The organism is Streptomyces sp. NPDC018693 (assembly GCF_044391385.1).
In the GTDB taxonomy this organism is placed as follows: Bacteria; Actinomycetota; Actinomycetes; order Streptomycetales; family Streptomycetaceae; genus Streptomyces.
The window spans coordinates 122,047-139,574 of record NZ_JBIRZZ010000016.1 but is presented as its reverse complement, the minus strand read 5'-3'; the positions used below and the strand labels follow the sequence as shown (position 1 = coordinate 139,574).

Below are 17,528 nucleotides of genomic sequence, written 5' to 3'. Positions count from 1 at the left end.
TTACCAAGGACCATGTCCGCACACGAGGGAACCCGCAGCTACGACGCCGTGATCGTGGGCGGCGGTCACAACGGCCTGGTCGCCGCCGCCTACCTGGCCCGGGCCGGACGGTCCGTGCTGGTGCTGGAGCGGCTGGACCACACCGGGGGCGCCGCCGTCTCCACCCGTCCCTTCGCCGGCGTGGACGCCCGCCTGTCGCGCTACTCCTACCTGGTCAGCCTGCTGCCGAAGAAGATCGTGCGCGACCTCGCCCTGGACTTCCGCGTCCGGGCCCGCGACATCTCCTCGTACACCCCCGTGGAGCGCGGCGGACGACCCACCGGCCTGCTGGTGGGCGGCGGGGAGCGGCGCACCCGGGAGGCGTTCGCGCGGCTGACCGGCGGCGAGCGCGAGTTCGCGGCGTGGCAGCGCTTCTACGGCATGACCGGGCAGGTCGCCGAGAAGGTCTTCCCGACGCTCACCGAACCGCTGCCCACCCGGGACGAGCTGCGCCACCGGATCGACGACGAGGACGCCTGGCGCACCCTCTTCGAGGAGCCGATCGGCGCCGCCATCGAGGACCGCTTCGCCGACGACCTGGTGCGGGGCGTGGTGCTCACCGACGCGCTCATCGGCACCTTCGCCGACGCCCACGACCCCTCCCTCGCCCAGAACCGCTGCTTCCTGTACCACGTGATCGGCGGCGGCACCGGCGCCTGGGACGTGCCCGTCGGCGGCATGGGCGCCCTCACCGACGCCCTCGCCGCGGCGGCCCGCGACGCCGGTGCGGTGCTCGCCACCGGCCACGAGGCCGTGCGTATCGACACCGACGGGCGCACCGCCGAAGTCACCTACCGCACGGCCGACGGCGAAGGCGTCGTCGCCGCCCGGCACGTCCTGGTCGGCGCCTCCCCGCAGGCGCTCGCCGCCCTCACCGGCGACACCCCGCCGGAACCCGCCGAGGGCGCCCAGCTCAAGGTGAACATGCTGCTGAAGCGGCTGCCGAGGCTCCGCGACACCTCCGTCGACCCGCGCCAGGCGTTCTCCGGCACCTTCCACATCGCCGAGGGCTACGACCAGCTCGCCACCGCCCACGCCCAGGCCGCCGCCGGACAGCTGCCCGCCGCGCCGCCCTCCGAGATCTACTGCCACTCGCTGACCGACCCCACGATCCTCGCCCCCGCCCTGGTCGACCAGGGCTACCAGACCCTCACCCTCTTCGGCCTGCACACGCCCGCCCGGCTCTTCGCACGGGACAACGACGCCGTACGCGAGGAACTGCTGAAGCTCACCCTGGCCCAGCTGGACGCCCACCTCGCCGAGCCGCTCGCCGACTGCCTGGCCACCGATGCCGACGGCCGCCCCTGCGTCGAGGCGCGCACCCCGCTCGACCTGGAACGCGACCTCGGCCTGCCCGGCGGCAACATCTTCCACCGCGCGCTGTCCTGGCCGTACGCCCAGGAGGGCACCGGCCGCTGGGGAGTGGAGACCCGGCACGCCAACGTGCTGCTGTGCGGGGCGGGCGCGGTGCGCGGGGGCGGGGTGAGCGGGGTGCCCGGCCACAACGCGGCGATGGCCGTCCTGGAGCGGGGCGGGGACTGATCCGCGGCGAATCGCATGCACCACGTAGGGCGGGGTACTGGGCAAAGCCGGATGAAACGGACCTCATCGGGAGGCTCTCATGGCGGACCTCAGCCCCACCGACGTGCAGAAGGCCCTCAAGGGCATGGAGTACCCGGCCGAGAAGAAGGACCTCGTCGAACGCGCCCGCCGCAACCACGCCGACCGCGAGGTCGTCAGTCGGCTCGACGGGCTGAAGGAGGACCACTTCGACGGGCCGAACGAAGTGCAGAAGGCGGTGTTCAACCGATAGTCACCGCGCTCCACGGCCCCGGCCGGACCGGGCGGTGCCTCAGAAGATCTGACGGTGCATCAGAAAACCTCTTCCGTCCTTGGGGGGTCTGGGGCATCCTGCGCCCATGCAGACGGAGCTGAGCAAGAAACTGGGAGTCGAGCACGCCCTCTTCGGCTTCACGCCGTTCCCCGCCGTCGCCGCGGCGATCAGCCGGGCGGGCGGTCTCGGGGTGCTCGGCGCGGTCCGCTACACCGCACCCGACGACCTCAAGCGCGACCTCGACTGGCTCGACGCGCACACCGACGGCCGACCCTACGGCCTGGACGTCGTCATGCCGGCGAAGAAGGTCGAGGGGGTGACCGAGGCCGACGTCGAGGCGATGATCCCCGAGGGGCACCGCGCGTTCGTCCGCGACACCCTCGCCCGGTACGGCGTGCCCGAACTGCCCCAGGGCGAGGCGTCGGGCTGGCGCATCACCGGATGGATGGAGCAGGTCGCCCGCAGTCAGCTCGACGTGGCCTTCGACCATCCGATCCGACTGCTCGCCAACGCCCTCGGCTCCCCGCCCGCCGATGTGATCGCCCGCGCCCACGAACAGGGCGTCCTGGTCGCCGCGCTCGCGGGCAGCGCCCGGCACGCCCAGAAGCACCGGGAGGCGGGCATCGACATCGTCGTCGCCCAGGGCTACGAGGCCGGAGGCCACACCGGCGACATCGCCTCCATGGTGCTCACCCCCGAGGTCGTCGACGCCGTCGCCCCGCTGCCCGTCCTGGCCGCCGGCGGCATCGGCACCGGACGCCAGGTCGCCGCCGCACTCGCCCTCGGCGCCCAGGGCGTCTGGCTCGGCTCCCTCTGGCTGACCACCGCCGAGGCCGAACTCAGCTCGCCCGCCCTGACCCGCAAACTGCTCGCCGCAGGCTCCGGCGACACCGTCCGCTCCCGCGCCCTGACCGGCAAACCCGCCCGCCAGCTGCGCACCGAGTGGACCGACGCCTGGGACGACCCGACCGGCCCCGGCACCCTGCCGATGCCCCTCCAGGGGCTGCTGGTCGCCGAGGCCGTCTCCCGCATCCAGAAGTACGAGGTCGACCCGCTCCTCGGCACGCCCGTCGGCCAGATCGTCGGCCGGATGAACGAGGTCCGCGGCGTCCAGGCCGTCGTCGACGACCTCACCCGCGGCTTCGAACAGGCCGTCGCCCGGCTCGACCGCATCGCCGGAAGGAGCGGCCAGTGACGAACACCCCCGGCCCGGACACACCGGACACACCCACGGCCGCCACCCCGACCGCACTCCCCGCCGGGTTCTGGGCCCAGGCCACCGCCGATCCCGACCGCACCGTGCTGATCGCCCCCGACGGCGAGGAATGGACCGCCGGCCGGCTGCACGCGGACGTCAACCGTCTCGTCCACGGTCTGCGCGCGGCCGGTCTCGAGCGCGGCGACGCCTTCGCCGTCGTCCTGCCCAACGGCCCCGAGTTCCTCACCGCCTACCTCGCCGCCACCCAGGCCGGCTTCTATCTCGTCCCCGTCAACCACCACCTCGTGGCCCCCGAGATCGCCTGGATCGTCTCCGACTCCGGCGCCAAGGTCCTCCTCACCCACGCCCGCTACGGCGACGCGGCCCGCCGGGCCGCCGACGAGGCCGGCCTGCCCGCCACTCACCGGTACACGGTCGGCGAGACCGAGGGCTTCAGACCGTACGCCGAACTCCTCGACGGACAACCGGCGTCGCCGCCCGCCGACCGCACCCTCGGCTGGGTCATGAACTACACCTCCGGTACGACGGGCCGCCCGCGCGGCATCCGGCGCCCTCTGCCCGGCAAGCTCCCCGAGGAGGCGTACCTCGGCGGCTTCCTCGGCATCTTCGGCATCCGGCCCTTCGACGACAACGTCCACCTGGTCTGCTCGCCGCTCTACCACACGGCCGTGCTGCAGTTCGCGGGCGCGTCCCTGCACATCGGCCACCGTCTGGTCCTCATGGACAAGTGGACACCGCGGGAGATGCTCCGCCTCATCGACACCCACCGGTGCACCCACACCCACATGGTCCCGACCCAGTTCCACCGCCTGCTCGCCCTGCCCGAGCCCGTCAGACGGTCCTACGACGTCTCGTCGATGCGGCACGCCATCCACGGCGCCGCGCCCTGCCCCGACCACGTCAAGCGGGCCATGATCGACTGGTGGGGGAGCTGTGTGGAGGAGTACTACGCGGCCAGCGAGGGCGGCGGCGCCTTCGCGACCGCCGAGGACTGGCTGAAGAAGCCGGGCACCGTCGGCCGGGCCTGGCCGATCAGCGAACTCGCCGTCTTCGACGACGACGGCAACCGGCTGCCGCCCGGCGAACTCGGCACCGTCTACATGAAGATGAGCACCGGCGGCTTCGCCTACCACAAGGACGAGCACAAGACCCGGAAGAACCGCATCGGCGACTTCTTCACCGTCGGCGACCTCGGCCACCTCGACGAGGACGGCTACCTCTTCCTGCGCGACCGCAAGATCGACATGATCATCTCCGGTGGCGTCAACATCTACCCCGCCGAGATCGAGTCCGTGCTGCTCGCCCACCCCGCCGTCGCCGACGCCGCCGCCTTCGGCATCCCGCACGACGACTGGGGCGAGGAGGTCAAGGCCGTCGTGGAACCGGCCCCCGGCCAGGAACCCGGCCCCGCCCTCGCCGCCGCCCTCCTCGCCCACTGCGCCGACCGCCTGGCCGGCTACAAACGCCCGAAGAGCATCGACTTCGTCACCGAGATGCCCCGCGACCCCAACGGCAAGCTGTACAAGCGGCGGCTCCGGGACCCGTACTGGGAGGGCCGTACCCGCCCGGTCTGATCCGGCGCCTTCGGCTCAGCCGCCGTACGGCAGGACGTAGGCGGCCCGTGACCGCAGCACGTCCTCCGCCTGCGCCACCACCCGCCGCACGATCTCCCCGGCCGGTGCGATGTCGTGGACCAGGCCCGCGGACTGCCCGGCGAGCGGGACGTACTCGTGCGCCCGCCCCTCCCGGGCCGCCTGGAGCAGCCGCGGCCCGGTCGTCGCCGGTGCGAACCGCTCGGGGTGGTCGGCCAGCTCGTCCAGGAAGGGCGTGCGCAGCGAGCGCGGCACGCTGCGGCAGCCCGGGCGGGAGAACGGGGGCAGGATCCGCTCGTGCCGCACGATCTTGACGGCGTCCCCGGCGTCGGCGTCGACGATCCGCCGCTTCCACGCGTCGGCGACCGCCATCTCCGTCGACGCCAGCAGCCGGGTGCCCAGCACGGCCCCCTGGGCGCCCAGCGCCAGCGCCGCCGCCAGCCCGCGCCCGTCGGCGATGCCGCCCGCGGCGACCACCGGGATCCCGCCGGCGACATCCACGACCTGCGGCACCAGAACCATCGTGGCCACCTCACCGCCGTGCCCGCCCGCCTCGCCACCCTGCGCGACGATCACATCGACACCGGCGGCGACGGCCTGCTCGGCCTCCGCGAGATCCTGCACCTGCTGGATCCACGGCACGCCCGCGTCACGGGCCCGGGCCACCAGGTCGGCGTGCACACCGATGTGGAACGACACGGCGGCGGGCCGCGCCCGAAGCGTCGCCCGGAACGCCTCCTCGTCGAACGGCCGCATGGTGTGGTTGATCGCGAACGGGCGGTCCGTCAGCCGCCGCAGCCGCGCCCACTGCTCCCGCAGACCGTCCACCGGACGCCCTCCGGTCCCCACACTGCCGAGCCCGCCCGCCGCGCACACGGCCGCCGCCAGATCGACCTCCTCCAACGGGCCGAAGGGCGCCCCGATCACCGGCACCTCGATACCGAGCAGGTCACACAGAGGGGTGCGGAGCATCCGTGCCTCCCAGCGCTCCGGGGTCCGGTCCCCACAGCCTGCCCCGCCGCCGAGGGCCGGGCACGGGGAGCGGACGGCCGTAGCCCGAGTGGCCCAGCCCCGTTCGGCCGTGAGAGGCGGTCGGGTGTGAGGCGTGTGACGGTCGTGGAAGGCATGGCCGACGTACGGGCAGCCGACGGCGCGAGGAGGCGGGATGACGATCGACGAGGCACGGGCCGGGACGGTGGCCGGCGACGGCTTCCGGCGCCTGCGCGCGGTCGCCGACGCCGTCCTCTACGAGGGCTACCTCCTCTACCCGTACCGCCGGTCCTCGCCCAAGAACCGGGTGCGCTGGCAGTTCGGCGTCCTCACCCCGCGCGCGTGGGCCGAGCGCGACGGCCCCGTCCCGCCGGGCCTGTCCGGCTCGGTGGACTCCTGGTACCAGCAGACGGAGTGCCTGCTGCGGGCCGCTCCCACGGCCGTGATCCGGCTCAGGGTCCGCTATCTGCAACTCCAGCACAAGCAGGTCGAACAGCGGACGCCCGACGGCCGGCACCGGCCGGTGGAGTCGCTCACGGCCGGGGACGCCGTCCATCTCACCTTCGACGAGGCGGTGCCCCGCGAGGTGGACATCACCGTCCCGCTCGACCGTCTGCTCGCGGGCGACCACCGCGTGCCGGTCGGATCCCCGGGCGGTGAAAAGACCGAGCCGCTCCCCGAGGGCACCGGCCGGGTCGTCCGCCGACGCCGGTCCTGCCAGGCGGTCACCACCCTGCGGGCGGAACGGCTGGAAGAGGGCGGCCCGATCCCGCTCCACCGGCTCCGCGTGCGCACCGAGAACACCGGCCCCTCACCCGGCGCCGACACCCCCCGCGCCGAGGCCCTGCGCCACGCCCTCCTGGCCACCCACACCCTCATCGGCGGCGACAGCACCGAGTTCCTGTCCCTGACCGACCCGCCGCCCTCGCACACCTGCCGCAACATCCACACCTTCCCCGTACTGGGAGGCGAGGCCGGCACCATGCTGTCCGCGCCGATCCTCCTGCCCGACCACCCTCAGGTGGCCCCCGAGAGCCCCGGCGACCTGCACGACGCCGCGGAGATCGACGAGATCCTCTCGCTGCGCACCCTGCTGCTCACCGACGAGGAGAAACGGGAGGCCCGGGGCACCGACCCGCGCGCCGCCGACATCCTCGACCGCGTGGAGACCATGCCGCCGGAGATCTTCGCCCGGCTGCACGGGGCGATCCGCTCCCTCGAACCCGCCGCGCCCACCACCCGCGTCCCCTGGTGGCAGGAGGGCGGCGACGACGGGCTCTCCCCGACCACCGACAGCGTGCTCGTCGACGGTGTGCCGGTCGCCGCAGGCAGCGCCGTACGGCTGTGCCCGGCCGGGCGGGGCGCCGACGCGCAGGACATGTTCCTCGCCGGCCGCACCGCCACGGTGGCCGCCGTACTCCACGACGTGGACGGCAGCGTGCACCTCGCCGTCACGCTCGACGACGACCCGGCGGCGGAACTCAACGGCTGGTACGGCCGCTTCCACCACTTCCGCCCCCACGAGGTCACCCCCCTCATGCCCCTGACCCCCACTGACGAGGGAGGGCGCGATGGACGCCCTTGAGGTACTGGTCCGCGACCACCGCATGGTGGAGCAACTGTTCCGCAACTACCACGCCGCCGCCTCCGACAAGCAGCGCCGAGCCGTCGTCGAGCTGATCGTGCGGGAGCTGTCCAAGCACGCGGCCCTCGAGGAGATGCTGATCTACCCCCTCGCCAGGAAGACGCTCCCGGACGGCGCCCGCGAGGTCGACCGGCACCTCGGCGAGCACATGGCCGTCAAGAAGACCCTGCTCGCCCTCGACCGGCTGTCCGAGGGCGACGAACGCACCGACGGCCTCGTCGACGAGCTGCGCGCCGAGGTCGAGGAGCATGTCCGCGAGGAGGAAGCGGAGTTCCTGCCCCGGCTGCGCGCGGCCGTACCCCAGGAACAGCTGGACCGCCTCGGGGAGGCGCTGGCCAGGGCCAAGTACGGCGCGCCCACCCGGCCCCACCCGCACGCCCCGGACCGTCCGCCCGCCCTGACCCTGGCCGCGCCGGTGGCCGCCGCGTACGACCGGGCCCGGGACCGACTGCAACGGAGGCCGAGGACATGACCGTCGAGAGCGGCACCACCGAGGTCAGTCAGGAGCCCGAGCGCGGCGAGCGGCGCGAGGGCTTCGACGAGATCCACATCCTCTGGATCTCCGAGGGCATGAGCTGCGACGGCGACACCGTCTCGCTCACCGCCGCCGGACAGCCGTCGATCGAGGACCTCGTCGCCGGACTGGTGCCCGGCCTGCCCAAGGTGCACCTGTACAACAAGGTGCTCTCGCCCAGCCAGGGCGGCGAGGACTTCCTCGCCCCCTACCGGGCCGCGGCCCGCGGCGACCTCGCGCCCTTCATCCTCGTCATCGAGGGCTCGATCCCCAACCAGAACATCATCGAGGGCGACGGCTACTGGACGTCCTTCGGCAACGACCCGGAGACCGGCGAACCCCTCACCCTCAACTGGTGGATCGACCGGCTCGCCCCCAGGGCCTGGGCGATCGTCGCCGCCGGCACCTGCGCCGCCTACGGCGGCATCCACGCGATGTCGGGCAACCCGACCGGCAGCATGGGCCTGTCCGACTACCTGGGCTGGGACTACAGGACGCAGGGCGCGCTGCCCGTCGTCAACGTCCCCGGCTGCCCCATCCAGCCGGAGAACTTCATGGAAACCCTGGTCTGGGTGCTGTACCACGCGGCCGGCGCCGCCCCGCCGCCCCCGCTGGATCACATGCTGCGCCCCACCTGGCTGTTCGGGAAGACCGTCCACGAGGGCTGCGACCGCGCCGCCTACTACGAGCAGGCCGACTTCGCCAAGGACTACAACGCGCCCAAGTGCCAGGTGAAGGTGGGCTGCTGGGGCCCGGTGGTCAACTGCAACGTGCCCAAGCGCGGCTGGATGTCGGGCATCGGCGGCTGCCCCAACGTCGGCGGCATCTGCATCGGCTGCACCATGCCGGGCTTCCCCGACGCCTTCATGCCGTTCATGGACGAGCCCACCGGCGGCGCCCTGTCGACCATCCTCATCAAGCCCTACGGCGCCTTCATCCGCCGGATGCGCGGCATCACCAGCATGGCTGTGAACCGCGAAGCCAGGTGGCACCACAACGAACCGGCGCTGACCAGCGGTTACGACCCGTACTGGCGCCCCTGAGAAACCGCCGCGGACTCCGAGCAAACAGGAAGTGACATGACACAGACCGAGGACCGGGCCGGGACCCGCGAGCGCAGGCCCGCGCAGCTGGTGGACATGTCCTGGGACCCGATCACCCGGATCATCGGCAACCTGGGCATCTACACGAAGATCGACTTCGCCAACCGGGAAGTGGCCGAGTGCCACAGCACCTCGTCCCTCTTCCGCGGCTACTCGGTGTTCATGAAGGGCAAGGACCCGCGCGACGCCGGCTTCATCACCTCACGCATCTGCGGCATCTGCGGCGACAACCACACCACGTGCTCCGACTACGCCCAGCAGATGGCCTACGGCATCAAACCGCCGGAGCTCGCCGAACACATCGTCAACCTCGGCGAGGCCGCCGAGTACATGTTCGACCACACCATCTTCCAGGACAACATGGTGTTCGTCGACTTCTGCGAGGCGATGGTCAAGGCCACCAACCCGGGCGTCCTGGCCCGCGCCGAACGCACCCCGGCACCCCGCGGCGACCTCCACGGCCACCGGACGATCGCCGACATCATGCGCTCCTTCAACCCCTTCGAGGGAGAGATGTACAAGGAGGCGCTCAAGGTCAGCCGGGTCACCCGCGAGATGTTCTGCAAGATGGAGGGCCGCCACGTCCACCCGTCGACGATGTACCCCGGCGGCGTCGGCACCATGGCCACCCCCACCACCTTCACCGACTACCTCTCCCGGCTGATGAAGACCCTCGACTTCGTCAAGAAGTCCGTCGCCATGAACGACGACGTCTTCGACTTCTTCTACGAGGCCCTGCCCGGCTACGAGGAGGTCGGCCGCCGCCGCATCCTGCTCGGCTGCTGGGGCGCCTTCCAGAACGCCGAGGTCTGCGACTACCGCTACGAGACGATGAGCGACTGGGGGCGGGCCATGTACGTCACCCCCGGCATCATCGTCGACGGCGACCTCGTCACCAACGACCTCGTCGACATCAACCTCGGCCTGCGCGTCCTGCTCGGCAGTTCCTTCTACGAGGACTGGACCGCCGAGGAGCCCTTCGTCACCCACGACCCGCTCGGCAACCCCGTCGACATGCGCCACCCCTGGAACCAGACGACCGTCCCGGTGCCGCAGAAACGCGACTTCGACGGCAACTACAGCTGGGTGATGAGCCCCCGCTGGTACCACCGGGAGACCGACCGCCACCTCGCCCTCGACACCGGCGGCGGCCCCCTCGCCCGGCTGTGGTCCACCGCCCTCAACGGCCTCGTCGACACCCCGTACGTCAAGGCCACCGGGCACAGCGTGCGCATCACACTGCCCAGGAGCGAGAAGCTGCCCGAGCAGACACTGGAGTGGGAGATCCCCCGGTGGAGCAACACCATCGAACGCGACCGCGCCCGCCCCTACTTCGTCGCCTACGCGGCCGCGATGGCCTTCGAGTTCCTGGAGAAGGCGATGGCCCTGGTGCGGGCCGGCGAGATCAAGGTCTTCGAGAACTTCGAGGTCCCCGACGAGGCCATCGGCTGCGGTTTCCACGAGGCCGTGCGCGGCGTCCTCTCCCACCACCTCGTCATCAAGGACAAGAAGATCGCCAACTACCACCCGTACCCGCCCACCCCGTGGAACGCCAGCCCCCGCGACAGCCACGGCACCCCCGGCCCCTACGAGGACGCCGTCCAGGGCCAGCCGATCTTCGAGGAGAACGGGCCCGACGACTTCAAGGGCGTCGACATCATGCGCACCGTACGCAGCTTCGACCCGTGCCTGCCCTGCGGAGTCCACATGTACCTCGGCAAGGGCAACACGCTCACCACCGTCCACTCACCCACGTACGGAGCCGGCCATGGCTGAGCCGGCCCGGCTCGACGACACCGCGGTCTCGGCCCGGCTGGCCCGCGTCGACGAGCTGCTCGACCGCCTGGAGAACACCCCCGGACCGACCGCCCGGGACGCCCTGGCGGCGGTCCGCGCCCTGACGGAGATCTACGGCGAGGCGCTGGCCCGCGTCCTGGACCGCACCGACGCGTCCCTGGCGGCCGCGTTCGCGGACGACGAACTCCTCGGCCATCTGATGGTGCTGCACGACGTCCACCCCGAGCATGTGCTGCCCCGCCTGGACCGCGCCGTCGAGCGGCTGCGCGGTCCCCTGCGCGAACGCGGCGGCGACCTCCACCTGGTCGGTGTCGACGACGGAGTGGCCCGGATCCGCCTCACGGCCCCGGGCTGCGGCTCGACCGCCGCCGGCGTGCTGGACGCGGTCCGCCAGTCGCTCCTCGCCGTCGCCCCCGAGCTGCGCGGCGTCGAGCGGGCCCCGGAACCCGGCGGCACCTCCGCCTTCGTACCGCTGGACACGGTCACGACCCGGAGGCTGCCGTGACCACCGCCGGCGGCCCGCTCGCCCGCGTCATCCGCTCCGGCACCGACCGGCGCACCGCCGCCGAGGAGCGCTGCGACCTGTGCGCGGCACCCGTGCCCGGCGAGCACCGCCATCTGTACGACGGCGAGCGGCAGGAGGTGCTGTGCGCCTGCCGCCCCTGCTCCCTGCTGTTCGCGCGCGGCGAGGCGAGCGAGGGCCACTACCGGCTGATCCCCGAACGCCGCCTGCGGCTGCCCCCGCTGGACACCGCGCCCCTGGGCGTCCCCGTCGGCCTGGCCTTCTTCGTCCCGCACCCCGACGGCACCGTCGTCGCCCACTGTCCGGGACCCGCGGGCGCCGTCCGCTGGCAGGTCGAGGCCGCCGCGTGGCGGACGGTGGCCGCCGGGTGTCCACTGGTGGAGAGCGTGGCACCCGACGTCGAGGCCCTGCTGACGAACACCGCGCGGGGCGCCCGCCACCACTGGATCGTGCCGGTCGACGACTGCTTCCGTCTGGTCGCCCTCGTACGACGGGAATGGCGCGGCCTGTCGGGCGGCACCTGCGTGTGGCCCGCGGTCGAGGCGTTCCTCGCAGATCTGACCCCCACCTCAGGGAGCACATGATGGGCAGAATCCGGGTCGGGAAACCGGCCGTGAAACCGGACACCCCCACCCATGTCCCGGGCCTCCACCAGGGCAACCAGGGCCCCTACGGACATCAGGCCGGACACCACAGGGACGGCACCGCCGACGCGCGCCGGTCCACCGGCGTCCACTGGAAGAAGCACAACGCGATCCTGAAGGTCATGCCGAACATCCCCCCGGGATGAGACGAGGAGCGAGAACGGATGCCACAGCTGACGGCCCGGCGCGTGCTGACCGCGCAGGCGGTGCTGGTCTCGGGCGCGGCCCTGGCCCTGCTGATCAGGGAGATCCCCGGTCTCGTCCGCGAGGTCAGGATCTGGCGGATGGCCGGCTTCCCCTCCGGCTCCCACCACCCGAGGTGACCGCCGTGCACGAACTGTCGATCGCCACCGCGATCGTCGAGCAGGCCGGCGAGACCGCCCGCGCGCACGGCACCGGCCCGGTGTCCGCGGTGAACGTGCGCGTCGGCGAACTGTCGGGCGTGGTCCCGGCGGCCCTCACCTTCGCCTTCGAGGTGGCCCGGGACGGCACCGCGCTGGCCGCCGCCGACCTGGTCGTCGAGGAGGTCACCGCCGTCGCCCACTGCGGGCCCTGCGACGAGGAGTTCGCGGTGGGCGTCCCCCCGTTCCTCTGGTGCCCGCGCTGCGACCGGCCCTCCGACGGGCTGCGCAGCGGACGCGAACTGGAGATCACCGGCATCGAGTTCGCCGAGGCCGCCGGGCCCCGATGAACACACGCCACATCTTCGGAACGGTCTTCGCCGTCGAGTCCGTCATCGCCACCGTCGTCTTCGTCGTCGTCCTGGCACTGCTGCTGCTCGCCGTGGTCCGCCGCCGGGCGGGCAGCGGGCGGCCGCCGTCGCAGCGCCTGGAACGGATGGGCCTGGAGAAGGTCTACGTCGTCGCCCTGACCGCCGTCGCCGCCTTCCTCGTCGGCTACACCGCCTGGCAGAACCACGAGGAGCACCGCGCCCCGCGACAGCGGCCGGTCCGGATCGACGTGACGTCCTTCCAGTGGTGCTGGACCTTCACCCATCGCCGGCCCCGCGACCCGGTCCGGGTGACCGGCACCTGCCGCGACGGCGACCTGCCCACGCTGGTGGTCCCCGCCGGCCGCCCCGTCACCCTGCACCTCACCTCACGGGACGTCATCCACTCCCTGTGGGTGCCCCGGCTCCGCTACAAGATGGACGCCTTCCCCCACCACGAGAACACCTTCACCGTCACCGTGGACCGCGCGGGCCGCTGGATCGGCCGCTGCGCCGAGTTCTGCGGAGACCGCCACTACGTCATGGACTTCTGGCTGAAGGCGGTGGAGCCCGAGGAGTACGACACCTGGCTGGCCGAGCAGCACCGGAACGGCACGCCCGCGTGACCGCCGCCCCCGAGACCGACACCGGCCGCGCACCCGGCGCCGACGTCACGCCCGGCGGCTGGCTCGGCTGGATGACCACGACCGACCACAAACGCATCGGCGTCCTCACCCTCGCGACCTCCCTCGCCCTGCTGCTGCTCATGGGCGTCCTCGCCCTTCTCATGCGCAGCCAACTCGCCCGGCCCGACCAGGAGTTCTTCACCCCGCACACCTACGACCAGCTCTTCACCATCCACGGCTCCGGCATGATCTACCTGGTGATGACGCCGTTCGCGCTCGGCCTCGGCGTCTACCTGGTGCCCCTCCAGGTCGGTGCCCCGGCCATCGCCGCGCCCCGCACCACCCTCCTCGGGTACTGGCTCTACGCGCTCGGCGCCGTCGTCGTCCTCGCCGGCTTCGCCACGCCCCGGGGCGCCCACGCGGCCGGCTGGTTCTCCTACCCGCCCCTGGCAGACGGCGTCTACTCGCCCGGCTCCGGTGCCGACCTGTGGATCGTCGGCGTCCTGGTGTCCACCACCGGGATGATCCTGATGGGCGGCGCGGTGCTGTGGACCGCGCTGCGCAAACGCGCCCACGGCATGACCATGCTGCGGATGCCGGTCTTCTCCTGGTCCATGGTCGCCACCTGCCTGATGGTGATCGGCGCGTTCCCCGCCCTGCTCGCCGCCCTCGCCCTGCTGGCCGTCGGCCGCGCCGACCCGGCCGTGTTCGAGTCCAACGTGTGGAACATCGGCTACCAGCACCTGTTCTGGTTCTACGGCCACCCCGTGGTCTATGTGATGTTCTTCCCGTACCTGGGGGCGGTCGCCGAGGTCCTGGCCGTGTTCTCCGGCCGGGCCTTCTTCGGCTACCAGGGCACCGTGCTGTCCCTGCTGGTCTTCGCGGGCCTGTCGATGAGCGTGTGGGGCCACCACATGTTCGCCACCGGCCAGGCCGCCAACGACTACTACTCGCTGACCTCCATCGCCCTGCTCGTCCCGGCGGGCGTCGAGTACTTCGCGATGATCGGCACGATCCTGGGCGGCCGGCTCGTCTTCCGCACGCCGATGCTGTTCGCTCTCGCGTTCATCCCGCAGTTCCTGATCGGCGGCCTCAGCGGCATCATGGTCGCCACCCCGGTCATCGACTACCACGCCACCGACAGCTACTTCATCGTCGCCCATCTGCACTACGTCCTCTTCGCGGGCAGCGCCTTCGGGCTCTTCGCCGCGGTCTACTTCTGGTTCCCGAAGGTGACGGGCGTGCGGCTGAGCGAGCGCCTGGGCCGAATCCACTTCTGGCTGCTGGTCGCGGGCGCCAACCTCACCTTCCTGCCGATGTTCGCCCTCGGCCACGAGGGCATGCCCCGCCGCGTCGCCACCTACGCCGACTTCGACGGGTTCGGCCCGCTCAACCTGCTGTCCAGCTGCGGCGCCGGCCTCCTGGCGCTCGGCATGACCGCCTTCGCCGTCAACGTCCTGTGGGCACTGCGCACACGCTCCCTGCGCCGCCACCCCCCGGCCGCCGCCGACCCGTGGCACGCCCACACCCTCGAATGGGCGACCTCCTCACCCCCGCCGCCGCTGAACTTCACCCCCGACCACCCCCTGCCCCGGATCACCAGCCACGCCCCGCTGCTGGACGCCCGGAAGGGAAGCGGCCCGTGACCCGCCACCCCGCCTTCCTCGTCGTCGCGGGCTGGGCGCTGTTCAACGGCCTCCTCCTCGCCGTCCTGGCGATCTACGGCGAGGACCACCTCGCGTACTGGCTGTACGGCGGTGTCGTCGCCCTCCTCGGGGCCGTCGCCCTGCTCGTCCTGCTCGCGTCGCGCACCGAGCCCGAGCGGCACGTGCGCTACCGGCTCAGGCGCGGCGGCGGACCGGCCGCGCTGCCCGGCGCCGCCGGCGTCACCCTCGCCGTGCTCTCCCTGGTCCACGGCTCCTGGATGCTGGTCCTCGCCCTGCCCGCGCTGGTCGTGGCGGTGGTCCTGCTGGTGCGCCGTACACCGACGGCGGGGGAGGGCTGAGCCACGCAACCCCATGAGCCGCTCGCCCATCTGGAGCGCATGGCGGCGACCGGCCTGCTCGTGTCGCTGGTCGTCCCGGGCCTGATCCACGCCACCCGGCGCAGTCCGCTCTGGCGCGTGCTGGCCCTGCCCTGGGGGATGGCCCTGCCGGGTTTCGTGCTGCTGCACGCGGCGGCCGTCCTGGCCGGTCCCGGGGGTGCCGAGGCAGCGGTCGTGCTCGCCGCCGTGTGGTTCTGGCTGCCGGTGCTGGGCACCCGCCACCGGCTCACGGACGCCGGCCGGTGCGTGTACCTGTTCCTCGCCGTGCCCCTGCTCGACCTGCCCGCGGTGCTGGTCGTGGCGACGGGCGACAGCGCCGGCGGCCTGGCGATGATCGTGGCGATGCTGCCGATCGGCGCGCTGGCGGCGGCCGTGACCTGGCGGTGGATCACCGCGGAGGAACGCCGGGCCGCGTGCCCCGACTGACCGTCAGGAGCGCGCCGCCTCCTCCGCCTCCTCGGGGTCCGCCACCACTGCCCGCACGGCCTCGGCCTGCTCCGGGGTGGCGGGCAGCTCGACCCGGTCGCGGAAGTACCAGGCGCTGAGCCGGTTCCGGACGCGGTGCCGGTGGAACAGCCGCCACGCCTCGGTGCCGCGCGCCCGGGGCAGCGGCGTGTCCCGCACCAGGATCCCGTACGTCTCCTCGCCGGGCGGCGCGACGCGGCCCTCCCGGTAGCCGCCGGCCCCGGTCATCCGCACGTCCCCCGTGCCGGCCCCCTCCCGCAGCCGCCGCCGGTCGGCGGCCTGCAACGCCAGACACAGCCGCCGCGCCAGCCAGTACGCGAGGACCGGCCCGACGAACAGCAGGGTGCGGAAGGTGTACGTCAGCCACTCCACCGGCACGTCGAGGACGAACCCCAGCACGTCCTGCGCCCCGGCCAGCAGCAGCACGGCGTAGAACGTCACCCCCGCCACCCCGAGCCCCGTACGGGTCGGCTGGTTGCGCGGCCGGTCGCACACATGCCGCTCGCGGTTCGGGAAGGTCAGCCACCGTTCGAAGAGCGGATACCCGTAGAGCACACCGAACAGCACCGCCGGCAGCACCACCCCCGGCAGGAGCACGTCCCAGGCCACGGTGTGCCCGGCGAAGTCCGTCTCCCAGGCGGGCATCAGCCGCAGCGCCCCCTCCAGATAACCGACGTACCAGTCGGGTTGGGAGTCGAGGGACACCTGGTCGGCCCGGTACGGCCCGAACTCCCACACGGGGTTGATCTGGAACAGCGCGGACAGCAGCGCCAGGACGCCGGCCACCGTGAGCGCGAGCCCCGTGGACTTGGCCGCGTACTGCGGGAACATCGGCTTGCCGACCACATTGCGGTTGCTGCGGCCCGGCCGCGCCCACTGGGTGTGCTTCAAACGCACCACCAGCCCGATGTGCAGCCGCACCAGCACCAGCAGCAGCCCCGGCACCAGCAGGACGTGCGCCAGGTACAGCCGGGGGATGATGTCGTGCCCCGGATACTCGCCGCCGAAGAGGAAGAAGCTCAGGTAGGTGCCGACGATCGGGATCGACAGCACGATGCCCTGCGAGGTCCGCAGCCCGGTGCCGGAGAGCAGGTCGTCGGGGAGCGAGTAGCCGGAGAACCCCTCAAGCAGCGCCAGCAGGAACATCGTGACGCCGATCGTCCAGTTGGCCTCCCGGGGCCGGCGGAAGGCACCCGTGAAGAAGATCCGCAGCAGATGACAGCCGATGGCCGCCACGAACACCAGCGCGCCCCAGTGGTGGATCTGGCGCACCATCAGCCCGCCGCGCACCTCGAAGCTGAGGTGCATCACCGACGCGTACGCCTCCGAGACCAGCACCCCCCGCAAGGGCACGTACGAGCCGGTGTACGGCCGCTCGGTCATGTCGGGATGGAAGAACAGCGCCAGATAGACCCCGGTCACCACCAGCACCAGCAGGCTGTACAGGGCGATCTCGCCGAGCAGGAACGACCAGTGGTCCGGGAACGACTTGCGCAGATACTCCCTGGCCAGCTCCCGGACGGGCAGCCGCCGGTCGAGCACGGACACCAGACGCTCACCGCGCCGCTCCGCGCGGCCGGCCCGGTCCTTCTCGTCCTTCCCGGACACCACCACCCGCTCGCCCTCCGCCACAGGCCCGACTCCCCTCAGCCGTGACCGGCCTCCCGGCCGGCGAAACGCCCGCTGGGCCGTACGGGTGCGCGCACCACCCCTCTGCCCGCCCGGCGCGGGCACGCCGTGCGCCCGTCTGCGTCAATGGGCGCAGGGCCCGCCCGAGTCATGTC

At 72.5% G+C, this 17,528-nt stretch carries 19 protein-coding genes; 17 read left to right on the top strand and 2 right to left on the bottom strand.

The genetic code is table 11. The annotated features are described in order from the left end of the window. Nucleotides 1-12: 12 nt before the first annotated feature. From ACH5AC_RS31715 to ACH5AC_RS31700, 4 genes are all read left to right on the top strand, one after another. Nucleotides 13-1,581 (top strand): phytoene desaturase family protein, encoded by a 1,569-nt coding sequence (locus tag ACH5AC_RS31715; RefSeq protein ID WP_398865695.1) that lies wholly within the window; start codon nt 13-15, stop codon nt 1,579-1,581. 79 nt (nt 1,582-1,660) lie between these two features. Further along, nucleotides 1,661-1,852: a DUF2795 domain-containing protein gene (locus ACH5AC_RS31710; RefSeq protein WP_398865694.1), complete on the top strand. Its 192-nt coding sequence runs from the start codon at nt 1,661-1,663 to the stop codon at nt 1,850-1,852. Between the two features lie 106 nt (nt 1,853-1,958). Further along, entirely contained in the window at nt 1,959-3,068 is a 1,110-nt protein-coding gene (locus ACH5AC_RS31705; protein ID WP_398865693.1) for an NAD(P)H-dependent flavin oxidoreductase, read from the top strand. Beyond that, entirely contained in the window at nt 3,065-4,666 is a 1,602-nt protein-coding gene (locus ACH5AC_RS31700) for an acyl-CoA synthetase (RefSeq protein ID WP_398865692.1), read from the top strand. The genes ACH5AC_RS31705 and ACH5AC_RS31700 overlap by 4 nt, the downstream gene beginning before the upstream one ends. Before the next feature lie 15 nt (nt 4,667-4,681). On the opposite strand, the gene ACH5AC_RS31695 is transcribed toward ACH5AC_RS31700, so the two are convergent. Then, a complete protein-coding gene (locus tag ACH5AC_RS31695; protein ID WP_398865691.1) occupies nt 4,682-5,656 on the bottom strand; it encodes an NAD(P)H-dependent flavin oxidoreductase in 975 nt (324 codons plus the stop codon). Between the two features lie 193 nt (nt 5,657-5,849). On the opposite strand from ACH5AC_RS31695, the gene ACH5AC_RS31690 reads away from it, so the two are divergent. The 13 genes from ACH5AC_RS31690 to ACH5AC_RS31630 are packed head-to-tail and all read left to right on the top strand — an operon-like array spanning nt 5,850 to nt 15,705. Then, nucleotides 5,850-7,259, top strand: a complete 1,410-nt coding sequence (locus ACH5AC_RS31690; protein WP_398865690.1) for a hypothetical protein — start codon at nt 5,850-5,852, stop codon at nt 7,257-7,259. After that, the gene (locus ACH5AC_RS31685; protein WP_398865689.1) at nt 7,246-7,791 is read left to right on the top strand and encodes a hemerythrin domain-containing protein; all 546 of its coding nucleotides are present in this window, start codon (nt 7,246-7,248) and stop codon (nt 7,789-7,791) included. Before ACH5AC_RS31690 ends, ACH5AC_RS31685 begins: the two co-directional genes overlap by 14 nt. After that, the gene (locus ACH5AC_RS31680) at nt 7,788-8,876 is read left to right on the top strand and encodes a hydrogenase expression protein HypE (RefSeq protein ID WP_398865688.1); all 1,089 of its coding nucleotides are present in this window, start codon (nt 7,788-7,790) and stop codon (nt 8,874-8,876) included. The genes ACH5AC_RS31685 and ACH5AC_RS31680 overlap by 4 nt, the downstream gene beginning before the upstream one ends. 36 nt (nt 8,877-8,912) lie before the next feature. Beyond that, a complete protein-coding gene (locus ACH5AC_RS31675; RefSeq protein ID WP_398865687.1) occupies nt 8,913-10,712 on the top strand; it encodes a nickel-dependent hydrogenase large subunit in 1,800 nt (599 codons plus the stop codon). Next, complete coding sequence (locus ACH5AC_RS31670) at nt 10,705-11,238, top strand: NifU family protein (protein WP_398865686.1); 534 nt, start codon at nt 10,705-10,707, stop codon at nt 11,236-11,238. Before ACH5AC_RS31675 ends, ACH5AC_RS31670 begins: the two co-directional genes overlap by 8 nt. Beyond that, entirely contained in the window at nt 11,235-11,840 is a 606-nt protein-coding gene (locus ACH5AC_RS31665) for a DUF5947 family protein (protein ID WP_398865685.1), read from the top strand. Before ACH5AC_RS31670 ends, ACH5AC_RS31665 begins: the two co-directional genes overlap by 4 nt. Continuing rightward, complete coding sequence (locus ACH5AC_RS31660) at nt 11,840-12,046, top strand: hypothetical protein (RefSeq protein ID WP_398865710.1); 207 nt, start codon at nt 11,840-11,842, stop codon at nt 12,044-12,046. Before ACH5AC_RS31665 ends, ACH5AC_RS31660 begins: the two co-directional genes overlap by 1 nt. An 18-nt stretch (nt 12,047-12,064) precedes the next feature. Beyond that, on the top strand, nt 12,065-12,223 hold the full coding sequence (locus tag ACH5AC_RS31655) for a hypothetical protein (RefSeq protein WP_398865684.1): 159 nt from the start codon (nt 12,065-12,067) through the stop codon (nt 12,221-12,223). Nucleotides 12,224-12,228: 5 nt separating this feature from the next. Further along, complete coding sequence (hypA, locus tag ACH5AC_RS31650; RefSeq protein ID WP_398865683.1) at nt 12,229-12,591, top strand: hydrogenase maturation nickel metallochaperone HypA; 363 nt, start codon at nt 12,229-12,231, stop codon at nt 12,589-12,591. After that, a complete protein-coding gene (locus ACH5AC_RS31645) occupies nt 12,588-13,235 on the top strand; it encodes a cytochrome c oxidase subunit II (RefSeq protein WP_398865682.1) in 648 nt (215 codons plus the stop codon). Before hypA ends, ACH5AC_RS31645 begins: the two co-directional genes overlap by 4 nt. After that, the gene (locus tag ACH5AC_RS31640; RefSeq protein WP_398865681.1) at nt 13,232-14,881 is read left to right on the top strand and encodes a cbb3-type cytochrome c oxidase subunit I; all 1,650 of its coding nucleotides are present in this window, start codon (nt 13,232-13,234) and stop codon (nt 14,879-14,881) included. Before ACH5AC_RS31645 ends, ACH5AC_RS31640 begins: the two co-directional genes overlap by 4 nt. Continuing rightward, nucleotides 14,878-15,240, top strand: coding sequence for a hypothetical protein (locus ACH5AC_RS31635; protein ID WP_398865680.1), 363 nt, complete (start codon nt 14,878-14,880; stop codon nt 15,238-15,240). The genes ACH5AC_RS31640 and ACH5AC_RS31635 overlap by 4 nt, the downstream gene beginning before the upstream one ends. 39 nt (nt 15,241-15,279) lie before the next feature. Continuing rightward, nucleotides 15,280-15,705 (top strand): hypothetical protein, encoded by a 426-nt coding sequence (locus ACH5AC_RS31630; protein ID WP_398865679.1) that lies wholly within the window; start codon nt 15,280-15,282, stop codon nt 15,703-15,705. 3 nt (nt 15,706-15,708) lie between these two features. On the opposite strand, the gene ACH5AC_RS31625 is transcribed toward ACH5AC_RS31630, so the two are convergent. Then, entirely contained in the window at nt 15,709-17,376 is a 1,668-nt protein-coding gene (locus tag ACH5AC_RS31625; RefSeq protein ID WP_398865678.1) for a cytochrome bc complex cytochrome b subunit, read from the bottom strand. Between the last annotated feature and the right edge of the window lie 152 nt (nt 17,377-17,528).